This is a genomic window from Corynebacterium sp. MSK032, from assembly GCF_030232065.1.
GTDB lineage: Bacteria > Actinomycetota > Actinomycetes > Mycobacteriales > Mycobacteriaceae > Corynebacterium > Corynebacterium jeikeium_D.
In genome coordinates this window covers 36,926-58,642 of sequence record NZ_JASPJR010000009.1, presented here as the reverse complement: position 1 = coordinate 58,642, position 21,717 = coordinate 36,926, and the positions used below count along the sequence as shown (strand labels likewise).

General features: G+C 59.8%; 14 protein-coding genes. 10 read left to right on the top strand and 4 right to left on the bottom strand.

Features of this window, described 5'->3' with window-relative positions; all coding sequences use genetic code 11:
* Positions 1-13: 13 nt before the first annotated feature.
* Entirely contained in the window at positions 14-2,233 is a 2,220-nt protein-coding gene (malQ, locus tag QP995_RS06560) for a 4-alpha-glucanotransferase (protein ID WP_049189616.1), read from the top strand.
* Positions 2,234-2,592: 359 nt separating this feature from the next.
* On the opposite strand, the gene QP995_RS06555 is transcribed toward malQ, so the two are convergent.
* Positions 2,593-2,808: a hypothetical protein gene (locus tag QP995_RS06555; protein WP_042388817.1), complete on the bottom strand. Its 216-nt coding sequence runs from the start codon at positions 2,806-2,808 to the stop codon at positions 2,593-2,595.
* A 75-nt stretch (positions 2,809-2,883) separates the two neighbouring features.
* On the bottom strand, positions 2,884-4,938 hold the full coding sequence (locus QP995_RS06550) for a M3 family metallopeptidase (protein WP_284853041.1): 2,055 nt from the start codon (positions 4,936-4,938) through the stop codon (positions 2,884-2,886).
* 108 nt (positions 4,939-5,046) lie between these two features.
* Between QP995_RS06550 and QP995_RS06545 the strand changes: the two genes are divergently transcribed.
* The 6 genes from QP995_RS06545 (at position 5,047) to QP995_RS06520 (ending at position 13,702) form a co-directional block, all read left to right on the top strand.
* On the top strand, positions 5,047-6,321 hold the full coding sequence (locus QP995_RS06545; protein ID WP_049170708.1) for a carboxylesterase family protein: 1,275 nt from the start codon (positions 5,047-5,049) through the stop codon (positions 6,319-6,321).
* 231 nt (positions 6,322-6,552) lie between these two features.
* Complete coding sequence (locus QP995_RS06540) at positions 6,553-7,041, top strand: PH domain-containing protein (RefSeq protein ID WP_049170706.1); 489 nt, start codon at positions 6,553-6,555, stop codon at positions 7,039-7,041.
* 60 nt (positions 7,042-7,101) lie between these two features.
* Positions 7,102-8,421 (top strand): PH domain-containing protein, encoded by a 1,320-nt coding sequence (locus tag QP995_RS06535; RefSeq protein ID WP_070600904.1) that lies wholly within the window; start codon positions 7,102-7,104, stop codon positions 8,419-8,421.
* Positions 8,422-8,529: 108 nt separating this feature from the next.
* On the top strand, positions 8,530-10,341 hold the full coding sequence (treS, locus tag QP995_RS06530; RefSeq protein ID WP_049170701.1) for a maltose alpha-D-glucosyltransferase: 1,812 nt from the start codon (positions 8,530-8,532) through the stop codon (positions 10,339-10,341).
* 32 nt (positions 10,342-10,373) lie between these two features.
* Positions 10,374-11,726, top strand: a complete 1,353-nt coding sequence (locus tag QP995_RS06525) for a maltokinase N-terminal cap-like domain-containing protein (RefSeq protein WP_049170698.1) — start codon at positions 10,374-10,376, stop codon at positions 11,724-11,726.
* A 59-nt stretch (positions 11,727-11,785) separates the two neighbouring features.
* A complete protein-coding gene (locus QP995_RS06520; protein WP_070600905.1) occupies positions 11,786-13,702 on the top strand; it encodes an ABC transporter ATP-binding protein in 1,917 nt (638 codons plus the stop codon).
* A gap of 55 nt (positions 13,703-13,757) precedes the next feature.
* Here the strand turns inward: QP995_RS06520 and QP995_RS06515 are convergent, their stop codons facing one another.
* On the bottom strand, positions 13,758-14,717 hold the full coding sequence (locus tag QP995_RS06515) for a diacylglycerol kinase (RefSeq protein ID WP_049189386.1): 960 nt from the start codon (positions 14,715-14,717) through the stop codon (positions 13,758-13,760).
* 224 nt (positions 14,718-14,941) lie between these two features.
* Between QP995_RS06515 and QP995_RS06510 the strand changes: the two genes are divergently transcribed.
* The 3 genes from QP995_RS06510 (at position 14,942) to QP995_RS06500 (ending at position 20,090) form a co-directional block, all read left to right on the top strand.
* The gene (locus QP995_RS06510) at positions 14,942-16,636 is read left to right on the top strand and encodes an FAD-binding oxidoreductase (RefSeq protein ID WP_049192862.1); all 1,695 of its coding nucleotides are present in this window, start codon (positions 14,942-14,944) and stop codon (positions 16,634-16,636) included.
* 622 nt (positions 16,637-17,258) lie between these two features.
* Positions 17,259-18,842, top strand: a complete 1,584-nt coding sequence (locus QP995_RS06505) for a glycerol-3-phosphate dehydrogenase/oxidase (RefSeq protein ID WP_076772236.1) — start codon at positions 17,259-17,261, stop codon at positions 18,840-18,842.
* A 96-nt stretch (positions 18,843-18,938) separates the two neighbouring features.
* Positions 18,939-20,090, top strand: coding sequence for a MalY/PatB family protein (locus QP995_RS06500; RefSeq protein WP_284853040.1), 1,152 nt, complete (start codon positions 18,939-18,941; stop codon positions 20,088-20,090).
* Between the two features lie 8 nt (positions 20,091-20,098).
* Here QP995_RS06500 and QP995_RS06495 read toward each other — a convergent pair whose 3' ends face one another.
* Positions 20,099-21,457, bottom strand: a complete 1,359-nt coding sequence (locus QP995_RS06495; protein ID WP_049170684.1) for an acid phosphatase — start codon at positions 21,455-21,457, stop codon at positions 20,099-20,101.
* Between the last annotated feature and the right edge of the window lie 260 nt (positions 21,458-21,717).

Here is a 21,717-nt window from a genome sequence, read left to right as displayed (position 1 = left end):
TTTCTAAACTGGCATGATGGAAAGAGTGACACAGGCAGCTTCCAATCCTCCCCTTTCCTCTCCACTCGCCGACCTCGCTAAAGATGTCGGAGTTGGGGTTTCCTACTACTCCACCGAGGGCCAACTCGTGCACGTCTCTCGTGAGACAGTGCTAAAAACTCTCGCTGCTCTCGACATCGATCTGGGCCCAGATCCCAGCGATGCCGACATCAACGACGCCCGTCGTGAGTGGGCAGACACGCAGTGGTCTCGCCTTCTCCCGCCCGTGGTAGTTACCCGCCAGGGCATCTTCCACCGAGTTCTGGTTCACGTACCGCACGGCAGCAATGTCAGCGTGACTGTGAAACTGGAGGACGGCGCAGAATGGCCCTGCGCTCAGGTGCACCACTTGGTACCGCCACGCCAGGTCGGCGATGTGTTGATGGGTGAAGCCGCCTTCGCAATTCCAGAGGATCTGCCACTTGGTTGGCATCGCTTGCGCGCAGTCAACGATGACAACGTCGCTGAGTGCGATGTGGCCGTAACCCCCAACCGTCTCGCCACTGCCGACAAGTACGTGCAGAATCCTGCGCATGGTGTCATGGCACAGCTGTACTCGGTACGCTCCAGCCGCAGCTGGGGTATTGGCGATTTCGCTACCCTCGGCGACTTGGCACAGGTCAGTGCAGAGCACGCGGGCTCTGATTTCGTCCTCATCAATCCGTTGCACGCCGCAGAGCCACTGCCTCCGGTAGAAGACTCGCCGTACCTGCCCACCACGCGCCGCTATGTCAATCCGCTGTACGCGCGCCCAGAGCTTATCGACGAGTTCGGGTACCTGGACAAGGACGAGGCCGATGAAGCCCGTGCGCTAGCGAACTCTTTCCACCAGCTCAATCACAGCCCTGATGAGATTGACCGCAACCCCATCTACGCTGCAAAGCTCAAGGTATTGCGGGCAATTCACAAGATCCCCCTGTCCAGCGCACGCCAGGCGGAATTTGACCGTTGGCTGGAGGCCGAGGGCCGTGGCATATACGACTACGCGTCGTGGTGCACCGAGCGCGAGCTCGCGGATCGCGCTGCTGCCCGCGATGCTGCACGCGCTGCCACTTCCGATTCTGGTGCCGTAACCGAGAACGATATCGAGTTGGTTCCACCGTTGGGTAACCACGCCAGTGTCGAATCTCTGCGGGAGGAAATCTTCCAGTTCCACCTCTGGGTGCAGTGGATTCTCGATCAGCAGCTCGGCCAGGCACAAGAGGCAGCCCTGGATGCGGGTATGCGCATCGGCATCATGGCCGACCTTGCCGTCGGCGTGCACCCTGGCGGCGCGGATGCCGAGAACCTTGCGGATTGGCTCGCTCCTGCTATCTCTGTTGGCGCACCGCCAGACGGTTTTAACCAGCGCGGCCAAGACTGGTCGCAGCCGCCGTGGAACCCGCACAAGCTAGCCGAGGCCGGCTACCGCCCCTGGCGCGACATGCTGCGCACAATCCTTCGCCACGCAGGTGGCATTCGTGTTGACCACGTGCTGGGTATGTTCCGCCTCTGGGTCATGCCGCGGATGGAGTCCCCCGTCAATGGCACCTACCTGTACTTCGACCACGAGGCAATGGTCGGCATTCTCGCACTTGAGGCCGAGCTCGCTGGGGCCGTCGTCGTAGGCGAAGACCTGGGCACTTTCGAGCCGTGGGTGCAGGACTACCTGGCCTCGCGGGGCATCATGGGCACCTCGATCGTGTGGTTTGAATCCGAGGGCGACCAGCCGAAACCACCAAGCGCTTACCGCAGCCTGTGCCTGTCCTCCGTCACCACGCACGATCTGCCGCCGACGGCAGGCTACCTCGCAGGCGAGCACATCAAGCTACGGGAACGCCTGAGACTATTGCTTTCCGACGTCGCGGAGGAAGACCGCCGGGACTTCGAGTGGATTCGAAAGGTTTTGGGTGCGGCCAAGGAAGCCGGCTGCTTTGGTGACACGGCTGCGGCGGACATGGATGTTCATTCCCTTACCCGCGATAATCTGCCACCAATTGACGCACTGGTCACGGGGCTGCACCGCTTCCTCGACCAGACGCCATCCGCGCTGAAGTGTGAGGCCTTGGTGGACATGGTCGGCGATCGTCGTACTCAGAACCAGCCGGGCACGAGCCACGACCAGTACCCGAACTGGTGCATTCCGCTAACCGATGCCGAGGGCAAGGCCGTGCTTGTCGAGGACCTGCCTCGCTTCCCCGGATTCAAGCGTTAATTGGTTCGTGAGCGACTAATCCCTCATTTTTGCTGTTCACCGATCTTTCAGGTTATATGCCCGGCACTAAAACCGAGGCTAAAACTGGAAATCGGTGACTGCACCAGCGATGAGGATGAGAAGAAGCAAAACGATTAGGGCAAGTAGGACCTTCGAGTGCCTCGACCGATGCATGCTAACTCAGCTCCCTACTGCGAAATATTTGCGAACTACCCAACTCTAGCCTGTTGGGCAAATTTCCTAATACTTTAAGACATACCTTAGGGCAGCGATAGCGACCCAACACTTAAAGGGGGCTTCTCCCAGCTCAATTCATCGGGTCTCTCGGTGAGCTATCCGCAAGGCCACTACCTCTTCGGCTAGCTCTCGCTGCCCGCTCCTCGACGCTCCTGCGAACGCTCCCGCCGATGCACCGACCTCTGCCACAGACGTCCGCTGACAACATCGATTGCGCCAACGAGAACGAAAGCAAGAAACCCTCCGACTACCAGGAGAACCACGCATAGCACGCTGACCTGCGCAAGCAGTGGCAATTGGATAAGCCACTGCCCTACTCTGTCGAATGCTTCTGCCATGAGTGTCAACCTACCCTGCCGGTGACCGGAATAACCAGTGGGCGGCGGTCGCGGGGCTCGTCGTAAAGCGTGAAGCTAGGCATCAGTGCCCGACAGCCCGCGGCGTTCGAGGAGCGGCTGGATGTCCTTATCGCGACCTCGGAAGGCACGGTAGGCGGCCATGAAGTCGATGGCGCCACCACGGGAGAGAATCTCCTCGCGGAAGTGGCTGCCGCCGCTGATTGTGGCACCGCCGTTGTCGGTGAACCAACCGAAACCGTCCGCGTCGAGCACCTCTGCCCACAGGTAGGAGTAATAGCCCGCCGAGTAACCGCCGGCGAAGATGTGGTTGAAGTAGCGGGAGCGGTAACGCGGAGCCAGGTGGGGAACGTCGAGGCCGAGTTCAGCGAGTGCTTCCGCTTCGAAGGCATCAACATCAGTGACCTGAGCTGCTTCCTCCTCGGTGAGGCTGTGCCAGGCCAGATCGATGGCGCACGCGGCGAGGTACTCAACCGTGGCGAATCCCTCACCAGCGGTGCGGGCCTTCTTCACAGACTCGACTAGCTCGGCCGGGATCGGCTCACCGGTACGAACGTGGACGGCGTAATTGGCCAGAATGGATGGCTCAAGTGCCCAGTTCTCGTTAATCTGGGAGGGGAATTCCACGAAGTCGCGCGGGACGTTAGTGCCCGAGAAGGTCGGGTACGTGACGTCGGAAAGCAGACCGTGGAGGGCGTGCCCGAACTCGTGGAAAGCAGTGGTGACCTCGTCGAGCGTCAGTAGCACCGGGGTTCCCGGCTCGGTTTCGGCGATGTTCATCACGTTGACCACGACTGGCAGGCGCCCCAGCAGACGGGACTGGTCCCTAAACGAGCTCATCCATGCACCACCGCGCTTAGTCGGGCGCGAGAAGTAGTCCGTAATAATCAGGCCGATGGTCTCGCCTCCGCCCTGGCGTACCTCCCACACGGTCGTGCCCGGCGCGTATCCCTGCAGGTCCTCGCGCTTGACTACCTCGATGCCGTAGAGCTTGCGGGCAGCGTAGAACACGCCGTCTTCGATGACACGGTGCAGCTCGAAGTAGTTCTTGAGTTCCTCCGTGTCGACTGCGAATTCTTCCGCTTTACGACGGCGCTCCCAATACGGCCAGTCAGCGCCCGTGACCGTCTCACCGCCAGCCAGATCAGCGACCCGCTTGTACTCGCCTTCAGCATTGGCAATGGCAGCTGGCGCCAGGTCTGCAATGAGCTTCCGAGCAGCCTCTGCGGTGGTTGCCGTCTCCTTGGCAATGACGTAATCCGCATGCGTGTCGTAGCCGAGCAGCTTGGCACGGCGGGCACGCAGGCGCGCCATTTCCAGCACAATGTCGGAGTTGTCGAACTTGCCGGAGGCAGCACCCGCACGCCCCAGTGAGGCTTCGTAGAGCTTGGCGCGAGTAGCCGGATTATCCAGGTCAGCCAGCTGTGCCGGAGTTGACGGTAGGTCCAGCGGAATCAGCCACGGCGCATCGGTGTCGGCCTTTTTCGCGTAGGCGGCGAAGGACGCAATGGCGTCGTCGGAAAGCCCGGCGAGCTCCTCGCGGTCGTAGATTTCCACGGCGCGCGCAACGGTGTCCTTCAGCAGGTTTTCGCCGAAAGCCGTGGAAAGCTCAGAGAGGCGGGAATTGATGCGGCTGAGCTCGGCTTTGTCCTCGTCGCTGAGGTCCGCACCGGCGCGCTGGAAGTCTTCGCGGACTTTCTTCAGCAGCAGCTTCGCCTCTTCCGGGGTGGCGGCATCGTCAACGCTGTCAATGGCATTGATGCGCTGCCACAGGTCACTGCGCATGCGAATCTGATCCAGGTGTGCTGTGAGCTGCGGGGCGATCTCGGCTTCAATTTCCATGCGGACATCGGTGGCGTCCGTGCCGGCAACGTTGAAGAAATAAGCAGCGACGCGGTCCAGATCCTGGCCCGCCTTTTCCATTGCCTCGATGGTATTAACAAAGGTCGGCGCCTCCGACGACGTGGCGATGGCGTCGATCTCGCGTGCATGGCTGCGCATTGCTTCGCTAAAGGCCTCGCGGACGTGGCTGTCATCGATTGCCGCAAAATCTGGCAATTCGCAGAACAATTCTGACGGTGTCAACAGTGGATTTCGTGCATCATTGGTCATAGTGAATTCAACTGTAGCGTGCTCGAAAAACCAGAGTGCGCCTACCGTCTGAAACAGGCTCCCCGCCGTTCTGGCAGGACCAACCGTGACGAGGAGGCGTTTTCCGCCATGACAGAGACGACTATTTCCGCTCCCTGTGGGAGGCTAACCGGCCGTATTCACGATGACGCAATACAAGTTTTCAATATCGATTACGCAGATGCTGCTCCGTTCGCCGCGTCGGCACCGGTGGCTGACGGGCCACAGTCAGGCACTCGGCGCTGTGAACCCGAGCGCGAATTAGTTCTCACCGTCACCGCACCGGCTGAGCCCGCGGACGCTTCCTATCCCGTATTGCTGTGGATCCACGGTGGTAGCTACGAGTTTGGGCATCCCTCCGAGCCCTGGACGGACGCGACGGCCTTCGCACAGGCAGGCATCGTCACCGTTTCGCTCGGATACCGCAAGGGCCTCGAGGGATTCTGGCGCGACAGTGAAACAGAGACCTACCGGGCCATTGATGACCTGTATCTGGGGCTGCAGTGGGCTCGTCGTAACGCGCCTGCCTTCGGCGGCGATATCGACAACATCACTATCTCGGGGCAATCGGCGGGTGCGGCGCTGGCGCTCACTCTCGCTGCCGACGAACGCACTCGCGGCCAGATCCAGCGCACCATCGCCATGTCGCCGGCCTTCTCGCTGCTGTCGGGCTCGCGTCTCCGCCGCACGTTGGCGGGCATCGGTGTGGGACGTGCGCCGTCCACCGACGTCTTTTCGCGTGCCGACGAACGCAGGGTCGCTCGAGCCCAGAAATTGGTGTCGGCATCCTCACCTTCGGATCCGGCAATTGGGCCTCGCTTTGACAGCTTTGCTCCCACACTGCCAACGATGGTGACTGCCACCAGCGAAGAGTTCTTCTCAGAACCGCCGGTTGTGGCGATGGACAAGTTGCCCATGCGGGAGTGGATGGCTCGGCGCTACGCCAAGGGGCATCGCGGCCACGGCGAATTTCCGGCCACCGCCTATGCCGAACGTCCGATGGGGAATGTCATTTCTGACTCAGCGATTCGCTCATACGCTGTTAAAGTCGCCGAACGGTCCGTGGCGGCTGAGCTGGATGTGTGGGCGGCACAGTTCGAACCGGGAGAAGGGTTGGGCTATGCACCTGCTGGCCGCACCAGTGGTGCTCCGCACTGCATCGACATTGCACGCTTCTTCGGTATGAAGGAACCCAACCATCCATTCCACCAAGTGGCGGTCGAGTTCATCCGCGAAGGCACCTCACACATGCCCCGCTACAACAATGACCGCAAGGTGACCACCTTTGCTGGCGCTGACGCCCAGGCAGTCGAGGACATTGCCATCGATGCGTGGGCGGCTCCGCGCCAGCTCTTTGGCGCATAAGGCATAAGGCGGGTGAGGCTTGCGCTGGTTAGCGCTGTGCTGTTGTGCTCAACAACTGAGCCCAGCGACTTAAGCTGGCAAAGTCTGCATGTACCGATAAATCTCGACGCAGACCAAAATGGTGATCAGCGTGATAAGTACTGCTATGAGTTTCCTGCGATCCATAGCCACCGTTCTTACCGAAGCACCAGGCCAGACGCAAGCTTTACCCTCTGTGGTTAACTGTCAACTATGGAGCCGCTTGATTTATTAGTCCCCGAGAATTCCGCGCTGCAGCCGGTCGACCCCGCGCTGGCTAAGGTGAAGCGAGTCGCGCACGCCGCTCCCCTGCTAGTTATCACGATTGCATCCGTCGTCGCCGCTGTGATGTGGACTCCGTGGATGTGGTTGGGCGTCCTCGCCTGCGTGCTCTACTTCGCATATATCTACTGGCTCATCGGTCGACGAGTTCGTGCCCACCGATACCTCGAAGAGGACAACGACTTCATTGTTGCGTCCGGACGCTGGTGGCGCTCGGTCACTGTCGTCCCTTACGGACGAATCCAGTTCATCGACATCGATGAAGGACCTCTCCTTCGACTATTCGGACTGGCAACGCTGAAGCTCAACACAGCATCGGCGAGCTCGGATGCAGCCGTCCACGGTTTGCCACGTGAAGAAGCGCTCGCCCTGCGCGCTCGTCTATCTCAGCGCGCCCACGACCGGATGGCGGGTCTCTAAATGAGGCATAGAGTTCATCCCCTATCTCCGCTGCTCAAAAGCTTTGCCACAATCGCTGCGGTGACTGCATTCGCAGTCGCGAATCAGTGGCAGTTGGCCGTTGCGGTCGTGACTCAGCTCTACGACTGGGCATGGCTCGGTCTCCTTGTCGGTACCGGTGCGGTCGCCATAATTATTGGTCTGATTGCATTTTTCTCGTGGCTGTCCTGGCGGTATACGTTCTACGAGCTCACCGACGATGAGGTTCGCTACGGCTCCGGATGGCTACTGCGTTCTCGACGCGCGGCACGGCTCGACCGCGTGCAGGCGGTGGATATCAACCAACCATTGTTGGCGCGCATTTTCGGGCTCGCCGAAATTGTCATTGAAACAGCCGGCGGCTCCGATTCACACTTCACAATCAAATACCTCACTCCCCCGCAGTGCGAACAGTTCCGCGCCGACGTGCTGGGTGAGGTAGAAAAGCTGGACACCGAACTGGCGCATTCGCTTTACGACGGTGACAGCTCCACCGCGCCCCTCGACTCCGGCGCTCACATGTCCTCTCGCATGCCCGAAGCGAAGACCATCTTTGGCCCGGTCGATGTCGGACGGCTGATTGCATCCGTGGCCATTGGACCCGGTCTTTTCGTCGGCATAGCTCTCATCCTCCTCGCCGTTGTCTCTGCGCTGTTTACCGACCTCATCGTAGAAATCCTCAGCGGAGTAACCATCACTACTCTGATTGTGATTGGCAGTTTCGCTGTCGGCCTTTTCGGGGTACTAAATCAGTCGTGGGATTTCACGCTGAAGGTATCGTCGGAAAGCAGGCGTCTGGCGATTACCGCCGGACTGTTGTCGACGCGCGCTCAGACCATTCCCATTGATCGCATTCATGGGTTTAAAGTGGTGCAACCGCTCTGGTGGCGTCCGTGGAGATGGTCCCGTGCGGATGTCTCGGTGGCGGGCTATGGCCTGGACAGCACACAGTCGAACAACACACTGGTGCCAGTGGCACCGGCACCGGAGACGGACGCGATTGTCGATTACCTGATGACTGAGATTGCGGGACCGTCCTCCGCGGATGACCTGTTGGGCTCCTGGCAGACTCCACGCACGGCGTGGTGGCTCAGCCCAATTGACTGGAAATTCCAAAAGGTGCAGGCCACGCGGCGGGGGCTGTTAGTGACCAAGGGGCGGTTCTGGCATACGCGGTTCATAGTCCCTTGGCAGCGCATCCAGGGGCATACACTAACCATTTCTCCGCTGAAGAAAGCGGCGGGAGTGGCAAACGTGCGAATCGACATGGTGCCGGGAGCGGTCACTCCGGTGGCAACGGAGTTGAAGTTGGATGATGCGTACCAGCTCACCGCGCTGATTCAGGAACACAAGGCTGTTTAGAATGCTGTTTAATGAGGTCTCCCAGGACGGCCGTCTCGCGCGGTCTTGTGGGATCTCGCAGGAAAACTCTCTCTGCAGGCTAGTGGCATAGTCATTACGCTGGGATGCATGACTATCGCCAAGGAAGATTACGAGTGGTACCGCAGCGCGGTGTTCTATGAGGTGCTCGTCCGGGCCTTCTTCGACTCCGACAACAACGGCTCCGGCGACCTCAAAGGGCTGACGGAGAAGCTCGATTATCTGCAATGGCTGGGCGTTGACTGCCTCTGGCTGCCGCCTTTCTACGACTCCCCGCTGCGCGACGGCGGTTACGATATCCGCGACTTCCGCGCCGTGCTCGACGAGTTTGGCACGGTCGAGGATTTTAAGGTGCTTCTCGACGAGGCCCATGCGCGCGGTATCCGCGTTATTACTGACCTGGTGATGAACCACACCTCCGATACCCATGAGTGGTTTCAGCAGTCGCGCACTGATCCGGATGGCCCCTACGGCGACTTTTATGTCTGGACTGATGACCCGGACACTTACTCGGGCGCACGCATTATCTTTGTCGATACCGAGGATTCCAACTGGACCTATGACCCGGTGCGTGGCCAGTACTACTGGCACCGTTTCTTCTCCCACCAGCCGGATTTGAACTATGACAATCCGGCGGTGCAGGAAGCGATGCTCGATGTGCTGCGCTTCTGGTCCGATCTCGGCATCGATGGCTTCCGCCTCGACGCTGTTCCCTACCTCTTCGAACGCGAAGGTACTAACTGCGAGAATCTGCCCGAGACCCACGCTTTTCTGAAGCGCTGCCGCAAGGTCATGGATGAGGAATACCCGGGTCGCGTCCTGCTGGCGGAGGCCAACCAGTGGCCCTCCGATGTGGTGGAATACTTCGGCGACCCGGAGGTCGGTGGCGACGAATGCCACATGGCTTTCCACTTCCCACTCATGCCACGCATTTTCATGGCGGTGCGCAAGCAGTCCCGCTTCCCCATCTCGGAGATCCTGGAGTCCACGCCAGAGATTCCGTCTTCGGCTCAGTGGGGCATTTTCCTGCGCAACCACGATGAGCTGACGCTGGAAATGGTCACCGATGCCGAGCGCGACTACATGTACGCCGAGTATGCGCACGATCCGCGGATGAAGGCCAACATCGGCATTCGCCGTCGTCTAGCGCCACTGCTGCAAAATGACCGCACACAGCTCGAGCTTTTCAATGCCCTGCTACTCTCCCTGCCGGGTTCGCCGGTGCTCTACTACGGGGACGAAATTGGTATGGGCGACAACATTTGGCTCGGTGACCGCGATGGCGTGCGCACACCGATGCAGTGGTCACCCGACCGCAACGCCGGGTTCTCCAAGGCCGACCCTGGTCGGCTCTATCTGCCGACCATTCAGGATGCGACCTACGGTTACCAGGCGGTCAATGTCGAGAACCAAGCGAGCTACTCCAATTCGCTGTTGAATTGGGTGCGTCGACTGATTCAGGTCCGCAAGCGCTATGAGGCTTTTGGCCTCGGTGATTTCCGCGAGCTGAATAGCGATACCGCCTCTGTTCTGACCTATCTGCGCACATACGGCGACGAAGTGCTGCTGTGCGTCAACAACCTGTCCTCTTACCCCGCGGCCGTCTCGCTGGATCTGTCCGAGTTCGCCGGCGCCACCCCGGTAGAGCTCACGGGTTCGGTTCCCTTCCCCACAATTGGCACTGATCCCTACCAGATCACGCTTCCTGGTCACGGTTTCTACTGGTTCGAAATCCAGTTGCCGCCAGAGACAAACCTCGAATCGAGCGCCTCCATGTCGGCGCCGACAATCCCGGTTGCGCAGGCGATATCGGACGCGCCGGTGACGTCATCACGCGAGCACTCAGGCACCGCCGCCGATGCCGCAGCCGATGCCGTCACAAACGCCGATAATAAAGAGTGATCTTTTAAGTCCCGAAAGGCGAACGAACTGAAATGACTATTCCCACCGCCGATTTCATTGCCGAAGAGCTGGCAGACACACTGGTCAAGATGCGCTTTTTCGCTGACAAGGTCTCTGACATCGACCACGTCGAGATCCTCGCGCTTGACCCCGTACTGCGCGACAATCCCGACAGTCCCGATGTCGATATCGCATTGGTGAGGGTGCACACCGCGCATTCCGCACCGACCTATCAGCTGCCCATCGCTTGGGCGGAGGACGTCCCCGATGGCCACGAGCAGTCCCTGCTGGTTCGCGCGGAGGGCATCGTCGGCTACGACGCTCTGATTGATTCGGATGCCATCACAGCACTCGGCCAGAAGCTTTCCGACGAAGGCAAGCTCGGCCGCATGGAACTGCGACGTGTGCCGGGCTCTGAGCAGCTCCGACCGAAATCCGGCCGCCCCATGGGAGTCGAGCAGTCGAACACCTCGGTCATTTTCGACGACCGCGTGATGTGCAAGTTCTTCCGTCGCCTCTACCCCGGTACTAATGCCGATGTGGAGCTGCTGGCCGCACTGGCCCAGGCGGATTGCAAGTTCGTCCCTGAGCTCTACTCCTGGGTGGAGACCACCATTGGCGAAGACACCTACACCACCGCCATGCTGCAGGAATTCGCACCGAACTCGGTGGATGGCTGGGAGCTGGCTCTTGGCGCAGTCCGCGATGCCATCCGCGACAGTCAGACCCCGCTGGAAGATTTGGGCACCGACTTTACATCCGAAGCGCGTGCGCTCGGCGAAGCAGTGGCCTCGGTACACAGCAGCCTCGCTGCCGCTGTCGCGGTAAAGAAGCGTCTGACCGGTGCGGAGCTGGTAGCCCCACTGCGAGCTCGCCTGGACTTCGTCGCTGGTGTGGTGCCACAAATTGCTGAGGTCAAAGATAAAGCGCAGGCTATCTTCGATCGCGCGGAGGCTGCGGTTCCGGAAGGTGGTGCCGTCGTCCAGCGAATCCACGGTGATCTGCACTTGGGGCAGGTATTGCGCACGCCGAGCTCTTGGCGCTTGATTGACTTCGAAGGCGAGCCGTCGCGCCCGTGGGAGGAGCGCCGTCTGCCGGATCACCGCCTACGCGATATCGCCGGCATGATTCGCTCCTTCGATTACGCCGCTCATTACCCGCTGCTGACCGGACGTGAAGACACCGAGGCAGCTACCGAGCGTGTTGAGCAGTGGGCTCGCCGCAATATCGATGCGTTCTTGGAGGGCTATGGCGATGCCAGTGACCCGGCGCTACTGGAGGCCTTTGTACTGGATAAGGCCATCTACGAGTGCCTTTACGAAGCGCAGAACCGCCCCAACTGGCTGCCGCTGCCGCTTGGTGCTGTGCGCTCGCTGTTAGGATAGGGCTTTTGTCGCAGTAATTTCATCGCGGGAGTGATCCTCCCGCAAGATAGAGGTCTTTCGTGCGTCTGCTCAGCAGAATCCTGTCCACTACACGAGTGCTCTGGCCTTTCTATATCGGGGTCATCATCTGTTCGCTGGCCACCGCCGCCGCGTCGTTGATTAGCCCCTTCCTCATCCGCGATGCCACCGACGCCATCGTCGGCGCGGTGTCCAGCGATGAAGGCTTGAGCCAGGCGGCGATGTCCGATACCACTCGCACGGTAATCTGGCTGGTCATCGGGCTGCTAATCGCAGATCTGACGCAAACCATCGTGCATAACATCGGTGGTTACCTGGGCGATGTGATGACTGCGCGCATGCGCGAGATTCTGTCGACCCGCTACTATGCAAAGCTGCTGTCGCTGCCGCAACGCTATTTCGACAGTCAGGTCACCGGCACAATTATCGCCCGCCTGGAACGCTCGATTAGCAATATCACGCAGTTCCTCCAGGCGTTTTCCAACAACTTCTTCCCGATGCTGTTGACCGTCGGCGCGGTACTGGGCATCACTGCCTGGCACTACTGGCCCCTGGCGGTGCTATTGATTATCGTTTTCCCGGTCTACACCCTGCTGACCGCGCTGACCTCGAAGCGCTGGCAGAAGATTGAAGCGAAAAAGAACGAACAAATCGATATCGCCGGTGGCCGTTTTGCCGAGGTCATCGGCCAAGTCAAGGTTGTCCGCTCCTACACTGCGGAGCTGCGCGAAATCGCTTTCTTTGGTTCCCGCTTCCGCCGCACCATCTCCCTGACCCGCGATCAGTCAACGTGGTGGCACCGCATGGATGCCCTTCGCGGGGGTATTTTGAACATCATCTTCGCAGGCATTTACCTGCTGCTTTTCCTGCGTACGCTGTCGGGAGAATTCTCCATCGGCACCATGGTCATGCTCATTCAGCTGATTAACATGGCGCGCCAACCAGTGACCATGATGAGCTTCCTGGTCGACGCTGCCCAGCGCGCAGTCGCCGGTTCGCGCGATTACTTCAAGGTCATGGAGCTTACTCCAGAGACCCGCACGCAGCCGGAGCTGCTCAGTGCAGCGACCGCGAATAACGGCGACTTCGACTCCGCGTCCGTTGGTTCCACCGCAGACGCAGAGTCCGTCGACAGCGCCCACCGTTCCTCCCTGGAACGCGCAGCCGAACAGGAGGCAATTGGCGCTCCCATTGTCGACTTCGACGCAGTGGATTTTGCCTACGAAGAGGACAAGACGGTGCTCTCCAATGTCAGCTTCCAGGCATATTCAGGCCAGAAAATCGCCCTGGTCGGCGAGTCCGGTGGCGGCAAGTCCACCATCGTCAACTTGCTGCTCGGCTTCTACGCCCCGACCGCAGGCCGCTTGAGCGTTCTGGGGTCGGATGTCTCCGAAGTTTCCGGTTCCACTCTGCGCGCCGGCTCTGCCGTCGTGTTCCAGGACTCGTCACTGTTCTCCGGCACGATTCGGGAAAACATCGCCTACGGCAAACCCAATGCCACCGACGAAGAAATCATTGCCGCCGCGAAGAAGGCCAACGCCGACGACTTCATCCGCAGCTTCGCCGAAGGCTACGACACCACTATCGGCGAGCGAGGTCTGAAGCTCTCGGGTGGCCAGAAGCAGCGCATCGCCATCGCGCGCGCTATTTTGAAGGATGCTCCCCTGCTCATCCTGGACGAAGCCACTTCGGCGCTGGACACCAAGGCCGAACGCGAAGTTCAGCGAGGCTTGGACAAGCTGATGGAGGGACGCACAACGGTTATCATCGCCCACCGCCTGTCCACAATTTCCGATGTGGACACCATCGTGACGCTGCGTGACGGTCACGTCGACGAGGTGGGCGCACCCGCAGAATTGGCGCAGACTGACGGTATCTACGCCGAGTTGCTACGCCTGACGGCTTCGGCCTCGGCGGCGGATCGTCTGCGCCTGAAGAAGTACGGCATCAAGGGGTAACGCGCCGTCGTCAAGCATGCAGGAAACGCTTGACGACGGGCACCCCTGCGCCCTTTTACGGACGGGGAACGATGTAGCGGCCAGCGCCCGGAACAATTTCGACGGTGACCGGCATCGGGAACATGAGGTCGCCGTCAGCGTAGGCGTTCATCTGGCGTGGCGGGCCGATGTATTCCACGTAAGCCTTCTTGGCGCGGTAGGTGCTGACCTCCCCGATTTTTTCAACGGTGCCGTCGAACACGGACTTGAAGGCCAGGGCGGCCTTAATGCGCCCGGCCTTGCCGATGACAGTGATGTCCATCAGTCCGTCGGAGTGGTCTGCGGACGGGCAAATCTTCATACCACCGCCATAAGAACGGGTGTTACCGAAGGCGGCCAGCGTGATTGGATCTTCGAGAACCCGATCGTCATCCAGCGTGATGCGGAATGGCAGCGAGTGGAAAGCCAAGAACTCGCGGACGATAGCCAGGTTGTAGCGGTTGCGGCCATGCGGCCAGGTCATCTGATTGACGCGGTCGGAGACAATCGAGTCGAAGCCGGCACACATGATAGTGCCGAACCAGCGCTGCTCCCCTGCCTCATTGGTGATGCGGCCGAGGTCAGTGGTCGTCCAGAAGCCATCGGCGATAACGTGAGCGGCATCGCGAGCATTGCCACGCGGCAGATTGTATTCGCGACCGTGGTCGTTTCCGGTACCGGCCGGGATAATACCGAGGGGGATGCCGGTCTGTGCCTGCTCCTGCAGTGCGAGGTTAATCATGCCGTCGCCACCACAGACTGCCAGGGCATCAATTCGGCCGTCGGCGATGACCTCACGAATGAGCTTGCGGGCGTCGTCGGGGTTAGCACCTTGGAGAGCGATGACATCGATGCCGCGATCCGCGAACACCCGGCTCGCCCGGGCGGACGCAATCTGCGAGGCGCCATGACCCGCGTGGGGGTTAGTGACCAGAGCAAGGGTACGAATCTCAGTTGTTCCCAGCGGGTAGTTGAGATTCTTGTCGTTAGCGTTCATCGAAGAAATACCTACTTTTACGTGGGCTTTTGACCGGTCAATACTGGCCTTTATGGGAGTGCGTTAATGCATCTAACTAAAGCTTACCAAGATTGATTGACATTTTTTGAGAAAACGTAACGTAATACCGCTATAATAAAAGATGTAAAGATGTGCTTCCGCGCAAGTTACATATAATTCCGCAGTTCAGACTCGCAGCACCGATGCCCAAGGAGAAGCTCAGGATGTCTAACAAGCTCACGATTCCGTACCGCATGCGCTGGTGGGGCTGGGGTGTTGACGGCAACGACAAGCCAATCACCACGGCCAGCGAGAAGCTACTGCAACGCGAAATCGGTATGTCGTTGGACGCAAACAACCCGCCGCGCAACATCGCCGACGTCACCATCCCCAATAGTCGCCTCAGCGCCGAGGATATCGAAGCCCTGGGCGCTGTTGTCGGCGCGGATGCCGTCGCCACCGACCACGACACCCGCGTCAAGCACGCGGTCGGACGCTCCTACCCCGACCTGGTTCGCCTTCGCGCAGCCAAGCTCGATGTCGCCCCAGATGCTGTAGTGCTACCGAAAACTGAAAAGCATATCGAGGACCTGTTCAAGGTATGCGCTGAGCGCAAGATTGCAGTCGTCCCCTTCGGTGGTGGCACCTCGGTCGTCGGCGGTGTGGAGGCTGTTGACGGAGGCATGGGTAAGGCCATCGCAGTGTCCATGACCGCCTTTAACAAGATCATCGACATCGACAAAGTCGCTGGCACTGTCACCGCCCAGACCGGCGTTTTCGGCCCCGACCTGGAAAAGGAGCTGTCCAAGGCCGGCTTCACCGCTGGTCACTTCCCGCAGTCCTTCGAGTACTCCACTGTCGGCGGTTGGGTTTCCTGCCGCTCGGCAGGCCAAGAATCCTCTGGTTACGGTCGTATCGACCGCAACGTGATTGGCATGCGCGTCGTCACGCCAGCCGGCACCATGGAATTCCGCGACATGCCGTCGTCGGCATCCGGCCCGAACCCGCGTGAGCTTTTCCTGGGTTCGGAGGGCACCCTGGGCATCATCACGCATGTGACGATTGCCCTGAATCAGCGTCCACAAAAGGAGATGCTCTTCGACACCTACTTCTTCAACTCCTTTGAGGAAGCCGCCGAGGAGCTGCGCAAACTGGAGCAGAGCGGCAATATCCCGCACCTAGCACGCATCTCCGACGAGAAGGAGACGCTGTTCGGCCTCACTCAGCTGGGCTCCGCCAGCATGTCCGAGAAGGTCACAAAGTACCTGAAGCTGCGTGGCATCGACACCCCGTGCATGGTGATTTTTGGCTTTGCGCAGACGGATCCGGTCGGCGCCCGCGTCACCCGTGAGCGCCTGGCCGCTCGCCTGCTGGCCAAGAAGTGCGTCCGCATGGGCTCCATCCCGGGCATGGCTTGGGTTAACCACCGCTTCTCCTCGCCGTACCTGCGCGATGTCATGATGACTCGCCGCGTCGGCGTCGACACCCTGGAAACCGCCACCACCTGGGATAACGCCGCTACACTGCGCCGCGAAATCGCCTCCGCAATGGAAGCCGCTGGCGAGAAGCACGGCACCCCGGTGTACGTCTTCTGCCACATCTCGCACATGTACGAATCCGGCTGCTCGCTGTACTTCACGTACTTCTTCCGCGAGACCGAGGGCGAGATCCTCCAGCAGTGGATGGACATCAAGACCGCGGCGTCGGAGGCCATGATGAACTTTGGCGGCACCATCACGCACCACCATGGCATTGGCCAGGATCACAGCCCGCAGTACTACGAGGAGAACACCGAGTTGTTCGCCAAGGTCATGCGTGCAATTAAGGACGAACTCGACCCTGCTGGCATCCTCAACCCGGGCAAGTTGGCTACCGGTCCGCACTCCTTGGAAGAGCGTTACGACGGCAACATGATTTAACCCTGTTGCCGCCAGCCTCCGCTAGCGAGCTAGACTGACCAGTTCGCTGGCGTAGATTGCCGGTGACGTTGGGCCGTCATAAATAAACAGTGAAACGTAATCGTCAAGGGTAAAAGATTCAAGTGCTGCGGTCATTGTCGCTGTCGCTTCTTCCTGGGATTCCAAGCGAAGATGCCCGGATAGTGGGATGGTCGGCTCAATCGGTGCGATTTCGTCCGTGCGACCGCAAACAGCGTGGCGTTTTAAATACCTAAGCGTGCTTTTCTAGTTACGACCTGTCTGGGGTGGCACGGACTGGAGACAGCAGCAACACATTTGCAGCGATGGTGCAATAGCAGCGAAAGCTCGGTTCATGGACTCAGAGCGGTTGGACGCTGGGTGCATAGCCATCGAGGTGTCTCCTTCCTTGTAATCCCGGGAAATGATTCGCAACTAAGAAAGATCTCTTGAATCAATATCCGTGCCGGTCGTTGATAATGAACAACTTAGTCTATTTCTAAGCGCCTTGCAATGGGGTACGCCCGAAATAGTTCACACTCACTACGCACTCCACAACTTCATCACTTACGCCAGATAGTTTCATCACTATCACCGTCTTCGGGAAAGTCGAGGAAGAAAGACTATGACTGCCACGCACGCTCCTCAGCGCGATCGCTCAGCTGCGGTTTTGAACAAGGCTCGTCGGCAAGCGGACTTGAATCGTCTACGCGAAGAAACCGCTAAGGGCGACATCCCAGATCTGCTGGTCATCGGTGCCGGTATCACTGGTGTCGGCATCGCTTTAGATGCAGCGTCGAGGGGTTTGAAAACCGTTCTCGTCGAATCGAAGGACCTAGCTTTCGGCACCTCTCGTTGGTCATCGAAGCTCGCCCACGGCGGACTGCGCTACCTTGCCAGTGGCAATGTCGGTATCGCTCGCCGCTCAGCTATTGAACGTGGTGCGCTGCTCGACGTCACCGCTCCGCACCTGGTGCATAACCTGCCACAGGTTGTACCGGTGATGGATAACTTTGCACCGTTGACCCGGGTTTTGCCGCGTTTAGGCTTTTTGGCCGGTGACTTTCTGCGCATTATCGCTGGTACCTCCGCCACTACCCTGCCGTTGTCCCGGACTGTCAGTTCCCGCCGAGTCAGCCAGCTTTCGCCGACCGTCCGTAAGCGCGACGTGAAATTCGGCTACGTCAACTACGACGGTCAGCTGCGTGACGACGCACGCTTGGTCACCGCTATCGCTCGAACTGCCGCCAGCTACGGTGCAACTATTCTGACCCGGGTGCGCTGCGAGAATGCCTCTGGCACTAGCGCCACGCTAATCGACGAGCTCACTGGCGATTCCTTCGAGCTGCCGGCTCACGCTGTGGTCAATGCCACTGGTGTGTGGGCCGCAGACCTAGCGACGAACATCAAGATTCGCCCATCTCGCGGCACGCACCTGGTTCTTGACGCCGCGAAGCTAGGCAACCCTACCGGCTCTCTGACGGTACCGGTTCCTGGTCACACCAACCGTTTCTGTTTTGTCCTGCCCGCAGAGCACAACCGCGTCTACATTGGCCTGACCGACGAGGATGCACCGGGCCCGATTCCGGACGAGCCGGAAGTACCGGAGGATGACATCGTTTTTCTGCTCGATGTCATCAACCAGGCCCTCGAGGTTCCGCTCACTCGCGACGATGTCATCGGCGCTTTCGCCGGTCTGCGTCCTCTCATCGACACCGGCGAGGCGCATACCGCGGATCTCTCCCGCGAGCACGCCTTATTGGAGGCCCCGAACGGCCTGATTTCCATTACTGGGGGCAAGCTCACCGAGTACCGTCTAATGGCGGAGCAAACCGTGGACAAGGTTGCGGAAAAGCTCGGTGTTTCGCTTGCTCCGTGCTCCACCCGCACCATCCCTGTGCTGGGCTCCGAGCCAGAGGAGCTCGACCGCGCTCGCACCGCTGCCGCTGCCGGCCGTATCCCGATGCCGCTGTTTAACCGCTACGGTGCCGAATCCTTCGAGGTCATCGAATCCTGTCCGCTCGACCGACCGCTCGACCCGGTAGCGGAGGGTCTCGATGTCACCCGCGCCGAGTTCGCCTGGCATGTGACGCACGAGGGAGCTCTCAGCGTCGACGATATTCTCGATCGCCGCACACGTCTGGGGCTGGTCAAGGCTGATCGCGAAGCTGCCCTGCCAGCTGCTCAGGAGGCACTGGGGCTGGCCTAGCGCTGGCCATTGCCGCGGCTGCTTCTGATGCGGCCGTAGCTACTGGTTAAAGCAGAGGTCTTCGGACTTCCCGCTTTTTCTGTATACACGGAAACTATGAGTGTAAATAACGCTGTCACTTTCCCCTCCCTCGATGAACTCCGCTCCCGCAGGACAGTCAAATGGACCGCATATTCACCGGACGTGCTGCCACTGTGGGTCGCCGAATCCGATGCCACAACCTGCCCTGCCGTCAGTGCCGCAATCGACGAGGCGTGTCAGCGCGAACAATTCGGATACCTCTCGCAGGACATCACCGCGCTTACGACCGCAACCGCGGACTTTTCTGCACAACGCTACGGATGGCGCCCGAACCCCGACAATATCTTTGCCGTCGCTGACGTCGTCCGCGGTGTCACACTCGCGGTTGAACGCTTCACCCGCCCCGATTCCGCAATTGTCGTCCCCACTCCCGCCTACATGCCGTTTTTCCAGGTAGGTCCCGCGCTGGGACGCGAGACAGTGTGCATTCCCACGCTTGCCGACGGCCCGGATCTCGGCGCCCTCGAACGCGCCTTCGCCGACGGTGCCGGTTGCCTAATCTTGTGTAACCCGAATAATCCTCTCGGCTTTACCTACTCCCCCGAAAAACTGCGTGAGATTACCGATTTAGCCGCTCGCTTTGGTGCGCGCGTTATCTCAGACGAGATTCACGGCCCAGTTGTTCTAGATGGCACTCACACTCCAACCGCGTCGGTGTCGGATACCGCGGCGGCCGTGACTATCACGGTGACTGCTACCTCGAAGGGCTGGAATACCGCCGGCCTCAAGTGTGCGCAAATCATCTTTAACGACGAAGATGCCAAAACCTGGCTGGAGCTGCCCTTCATTGTTCGCGAAGGCGCTTCTATTCTTGGTGTCGCCGCGACCACCGCCGCCTACCGCGATGGCGTGCCCTGGCTGGACAATTTTGTCGATGTCCTGCGCACCAACCGTGAGACTCTGCGAACACGTTTGTCCACTATTGCGCCACAGGCTCGCTTTACCCCACCGCAAGCATCATTTTTGGCGTGGTTGGACTTGGGTGACGTGCCTGGTGTTGACAGTGAGGACCCAGCTGCGTGGCTGGTTGAAAACGCCAAAATAGCACTCAACCCCGGCTTCGCATTCGGCGAAGGCGGGGCTGGGCATGTGCGGCTTAACTTTGCGACCTCCCCGGAAATCCTCGGTGAGGCCCTGGACCGTCTTGACGCGGCCCTGCGCTTGTAGTTGACGTTTTAGTTGGTGACAGTGACGCTGCCGTCGGCGTTGACAACAACGTTGGCGGCCAGAGCGCGAGCCAGGTTCATGCGAACGTGCTGGCCCTCACCGTCAGTGCGATCGAGCGGGTAGCCGGATGGGATTGCGGTCTGAGCGAGGACGGAGCTGCGCTGTTCCTCAGTCAGCTGCGGGAAGCGGGTCTCCAGCAAACCTGCGTACCGCTTCGGAACAACAACTGGCTCGTTAGCCGGGCCAACCTGCTTGAAGTCGTAGGTCATGCGTTCGGTGTACTGCTGAACGGCAGCTGCGGTGCTCATGTACGGAGTGTCCTTGGCAACGCAGTTGGCGATGGTGTCGCCACAGCGGTACTCGAGCTCCGTACGCAGCTCATCCATGGCTTCTTCGATGAGTGGGCGGAACTCTGGGTCTGCCCAACGATCAGCTGCGGCCTGGTTGCCCATCATGCGGCCGCCCATAACGTCCAGCGGGTAGTGGACGCCCATGACAAGGCGAGAATGACCAGCCTCGGACGCACGCGCCTGAATCTGCGGTGCAACCTCCGGCAGCATCATGGCCAGCATGGTTGAAGTCCATGCAGCCTTGTTGGTGTGGCCCGACGGGTAGGACGGGGTGGTCGAGTACGGGTCGTCCTGACCTTCGCGGTAGTAGCGCTCGATGCGCTCCGGCGCCACCACAAACGGGCGATCGTAGCCGTAGACGTACTTCTCGAAGAAGGTCGAGCTGACCAGACCGCCGCCGCGAGCAAGGTTGCCGGACAGCAGGGCCTTTACCTTCGGCAGGCGATCCTCGTCATAGGCATCACGGAAGTGCTGGCCCAGGTTTGCACCGAAAGCAGTGGAAATATTGGCCAGTGGGTCCAGGTAGTCGTCATCAAGAGCGAGTTCCTGTGCCTGCGGGTCATTCTTGGCAGCGTTGTTAATGCGGACGACCGTTTCGAGGTTCTGGTCCATAACCTCTGGGTGGTTCTTCTCCAGCTCCACGAAAGGATGCACAACGTAGAAGTAGAACCAGTTATCGGTGGCGGCATCCGACGGGTACGCACGTGCAATCTGGTCCGGGCGGTACGAGGTTGGCTTCGGCGCATTCGGGTCGGTGTTTTCACCGGAAGATGACGGCAGCGAGATGGAATCCGGGACCTCGAAGCCACCGCCGGGGAGCTTGATTCCCTCTGGAGCTGCCACATTAGCTGGAAGATCAGAAACAGAGTCCAGGCGGTTGCCGAGCTCGGCCAACGGGTTGACCGGAGCTGCCACGGCCGTTGCCGGTGTAAGCCCCATTACAACTGCCATTGCTGCGGTAGCAGCGCCGACGCGAGTACGTGTTGCAGTGCGCTTGTGCGGCTTCAAAGAAGACACTGAAGCATTCCTTTCCAGATTGCTGCGTGGGAGGCACCAGTTGTGAAGTGCTCTATAAGCCAAGGTCTGACAAAATCTTCACTTATGTTAAGCGCACTGTGAGGTTTCGGCGCGTTGAAAAGAAACAAGTTTTCAAAATGCTAGGGCCAATCGTGGGAACTTTCCCCCTTAGACTCCGGGTTTTCACTGATAAATGCATAAAAGAAACCGGTTGGCGGGACAAAAGCCCGTCAACCGGTAAGAATTCAATACTCGCCCCA

What these genes read in the sequence shown, in the direction of transcription:
- malQ (WP_049189616.1), top strand. Translation starts at nt 14, where the DNA reads ATGATGGAAAGAGTGACACAGGCAGCTTCCAATCCTCCCCTTTCCTCT.
- QP995_RS06555 (WP_042388817.1), bottom strand. Translation starts at nt 2,808, where the DNA reads ATGGCAGAAGCATTCGACAGAGTAGGGCAGTGGCTTATCCAATTGCCA.
- QP995_RS06550 (WP_284853041.1), bottom strand. Translation starts at nt 4,938, where the DNA reads ATGACCAATGATGCACGAAATCCACTGTTGACACCGTCAGAATTGTTC.
- QP995_RS06545 (WP_049170708.1), top strand. Translation starts at nt 5,047, where the DNA reads ATGACAGAGACGACTATTTCCGCTCCCTGTGGGAGGCTAACCGGCCGT.
- QP995_RS06540 (WP_049170706.1), top strand. Translation starts at nt 6,553, where the DNA reads ATGGAGCCGCTTGATTTATTAGTCCCCGAGAATTCCGCGCTGCAGCCG.
- treS (WP_049170701.1), top strand. Translation starts at nt 8,530, where the DNA reads ATGACTATCGCCAAGGAAGATTACGAGTGGTACCGCAGCGCGGTGTTC.
- QP995_RS06525 (WP_049170698.1), top strand. Translation starts at nt 10,374, where the DNA reads ATGACTATTCCCACCGCCGATTTCATTGCCGAAGAGCTGGCAGACACA.
- QP995_RS06515 (WP_049189386.1), bottom strand. Translation starts at nt 14,717, where the DNA reads ATGAACGCTAACGACAAGAATCTCAACTACCCGCTGGGAACAACTGAG.
- QP995_RS06510 (WP_049192862.1), top strand. Translation starts at nt 14,942, where the DNA reads ATGTCTAACAAGCTCACGATTCCGTACCGCATGCGCTGGTGGGGCTGG.
- QP995_RS06505 (WP_076772236.1), top strand. Translation starts at nt 17,259, where the DNA reads ATGACTGCCACGCACGCTCCTCAGCGCGATCGCTCAGCTGCGGTTTTG.
- QP995_RS06500 (WP_284853040.1), top strand. Translation starts at nt 18,939, where the DNA reads ATGAGTGTAAATAACGCTGTCACTTTCCCCTCCCTCGATGAACTCCGC.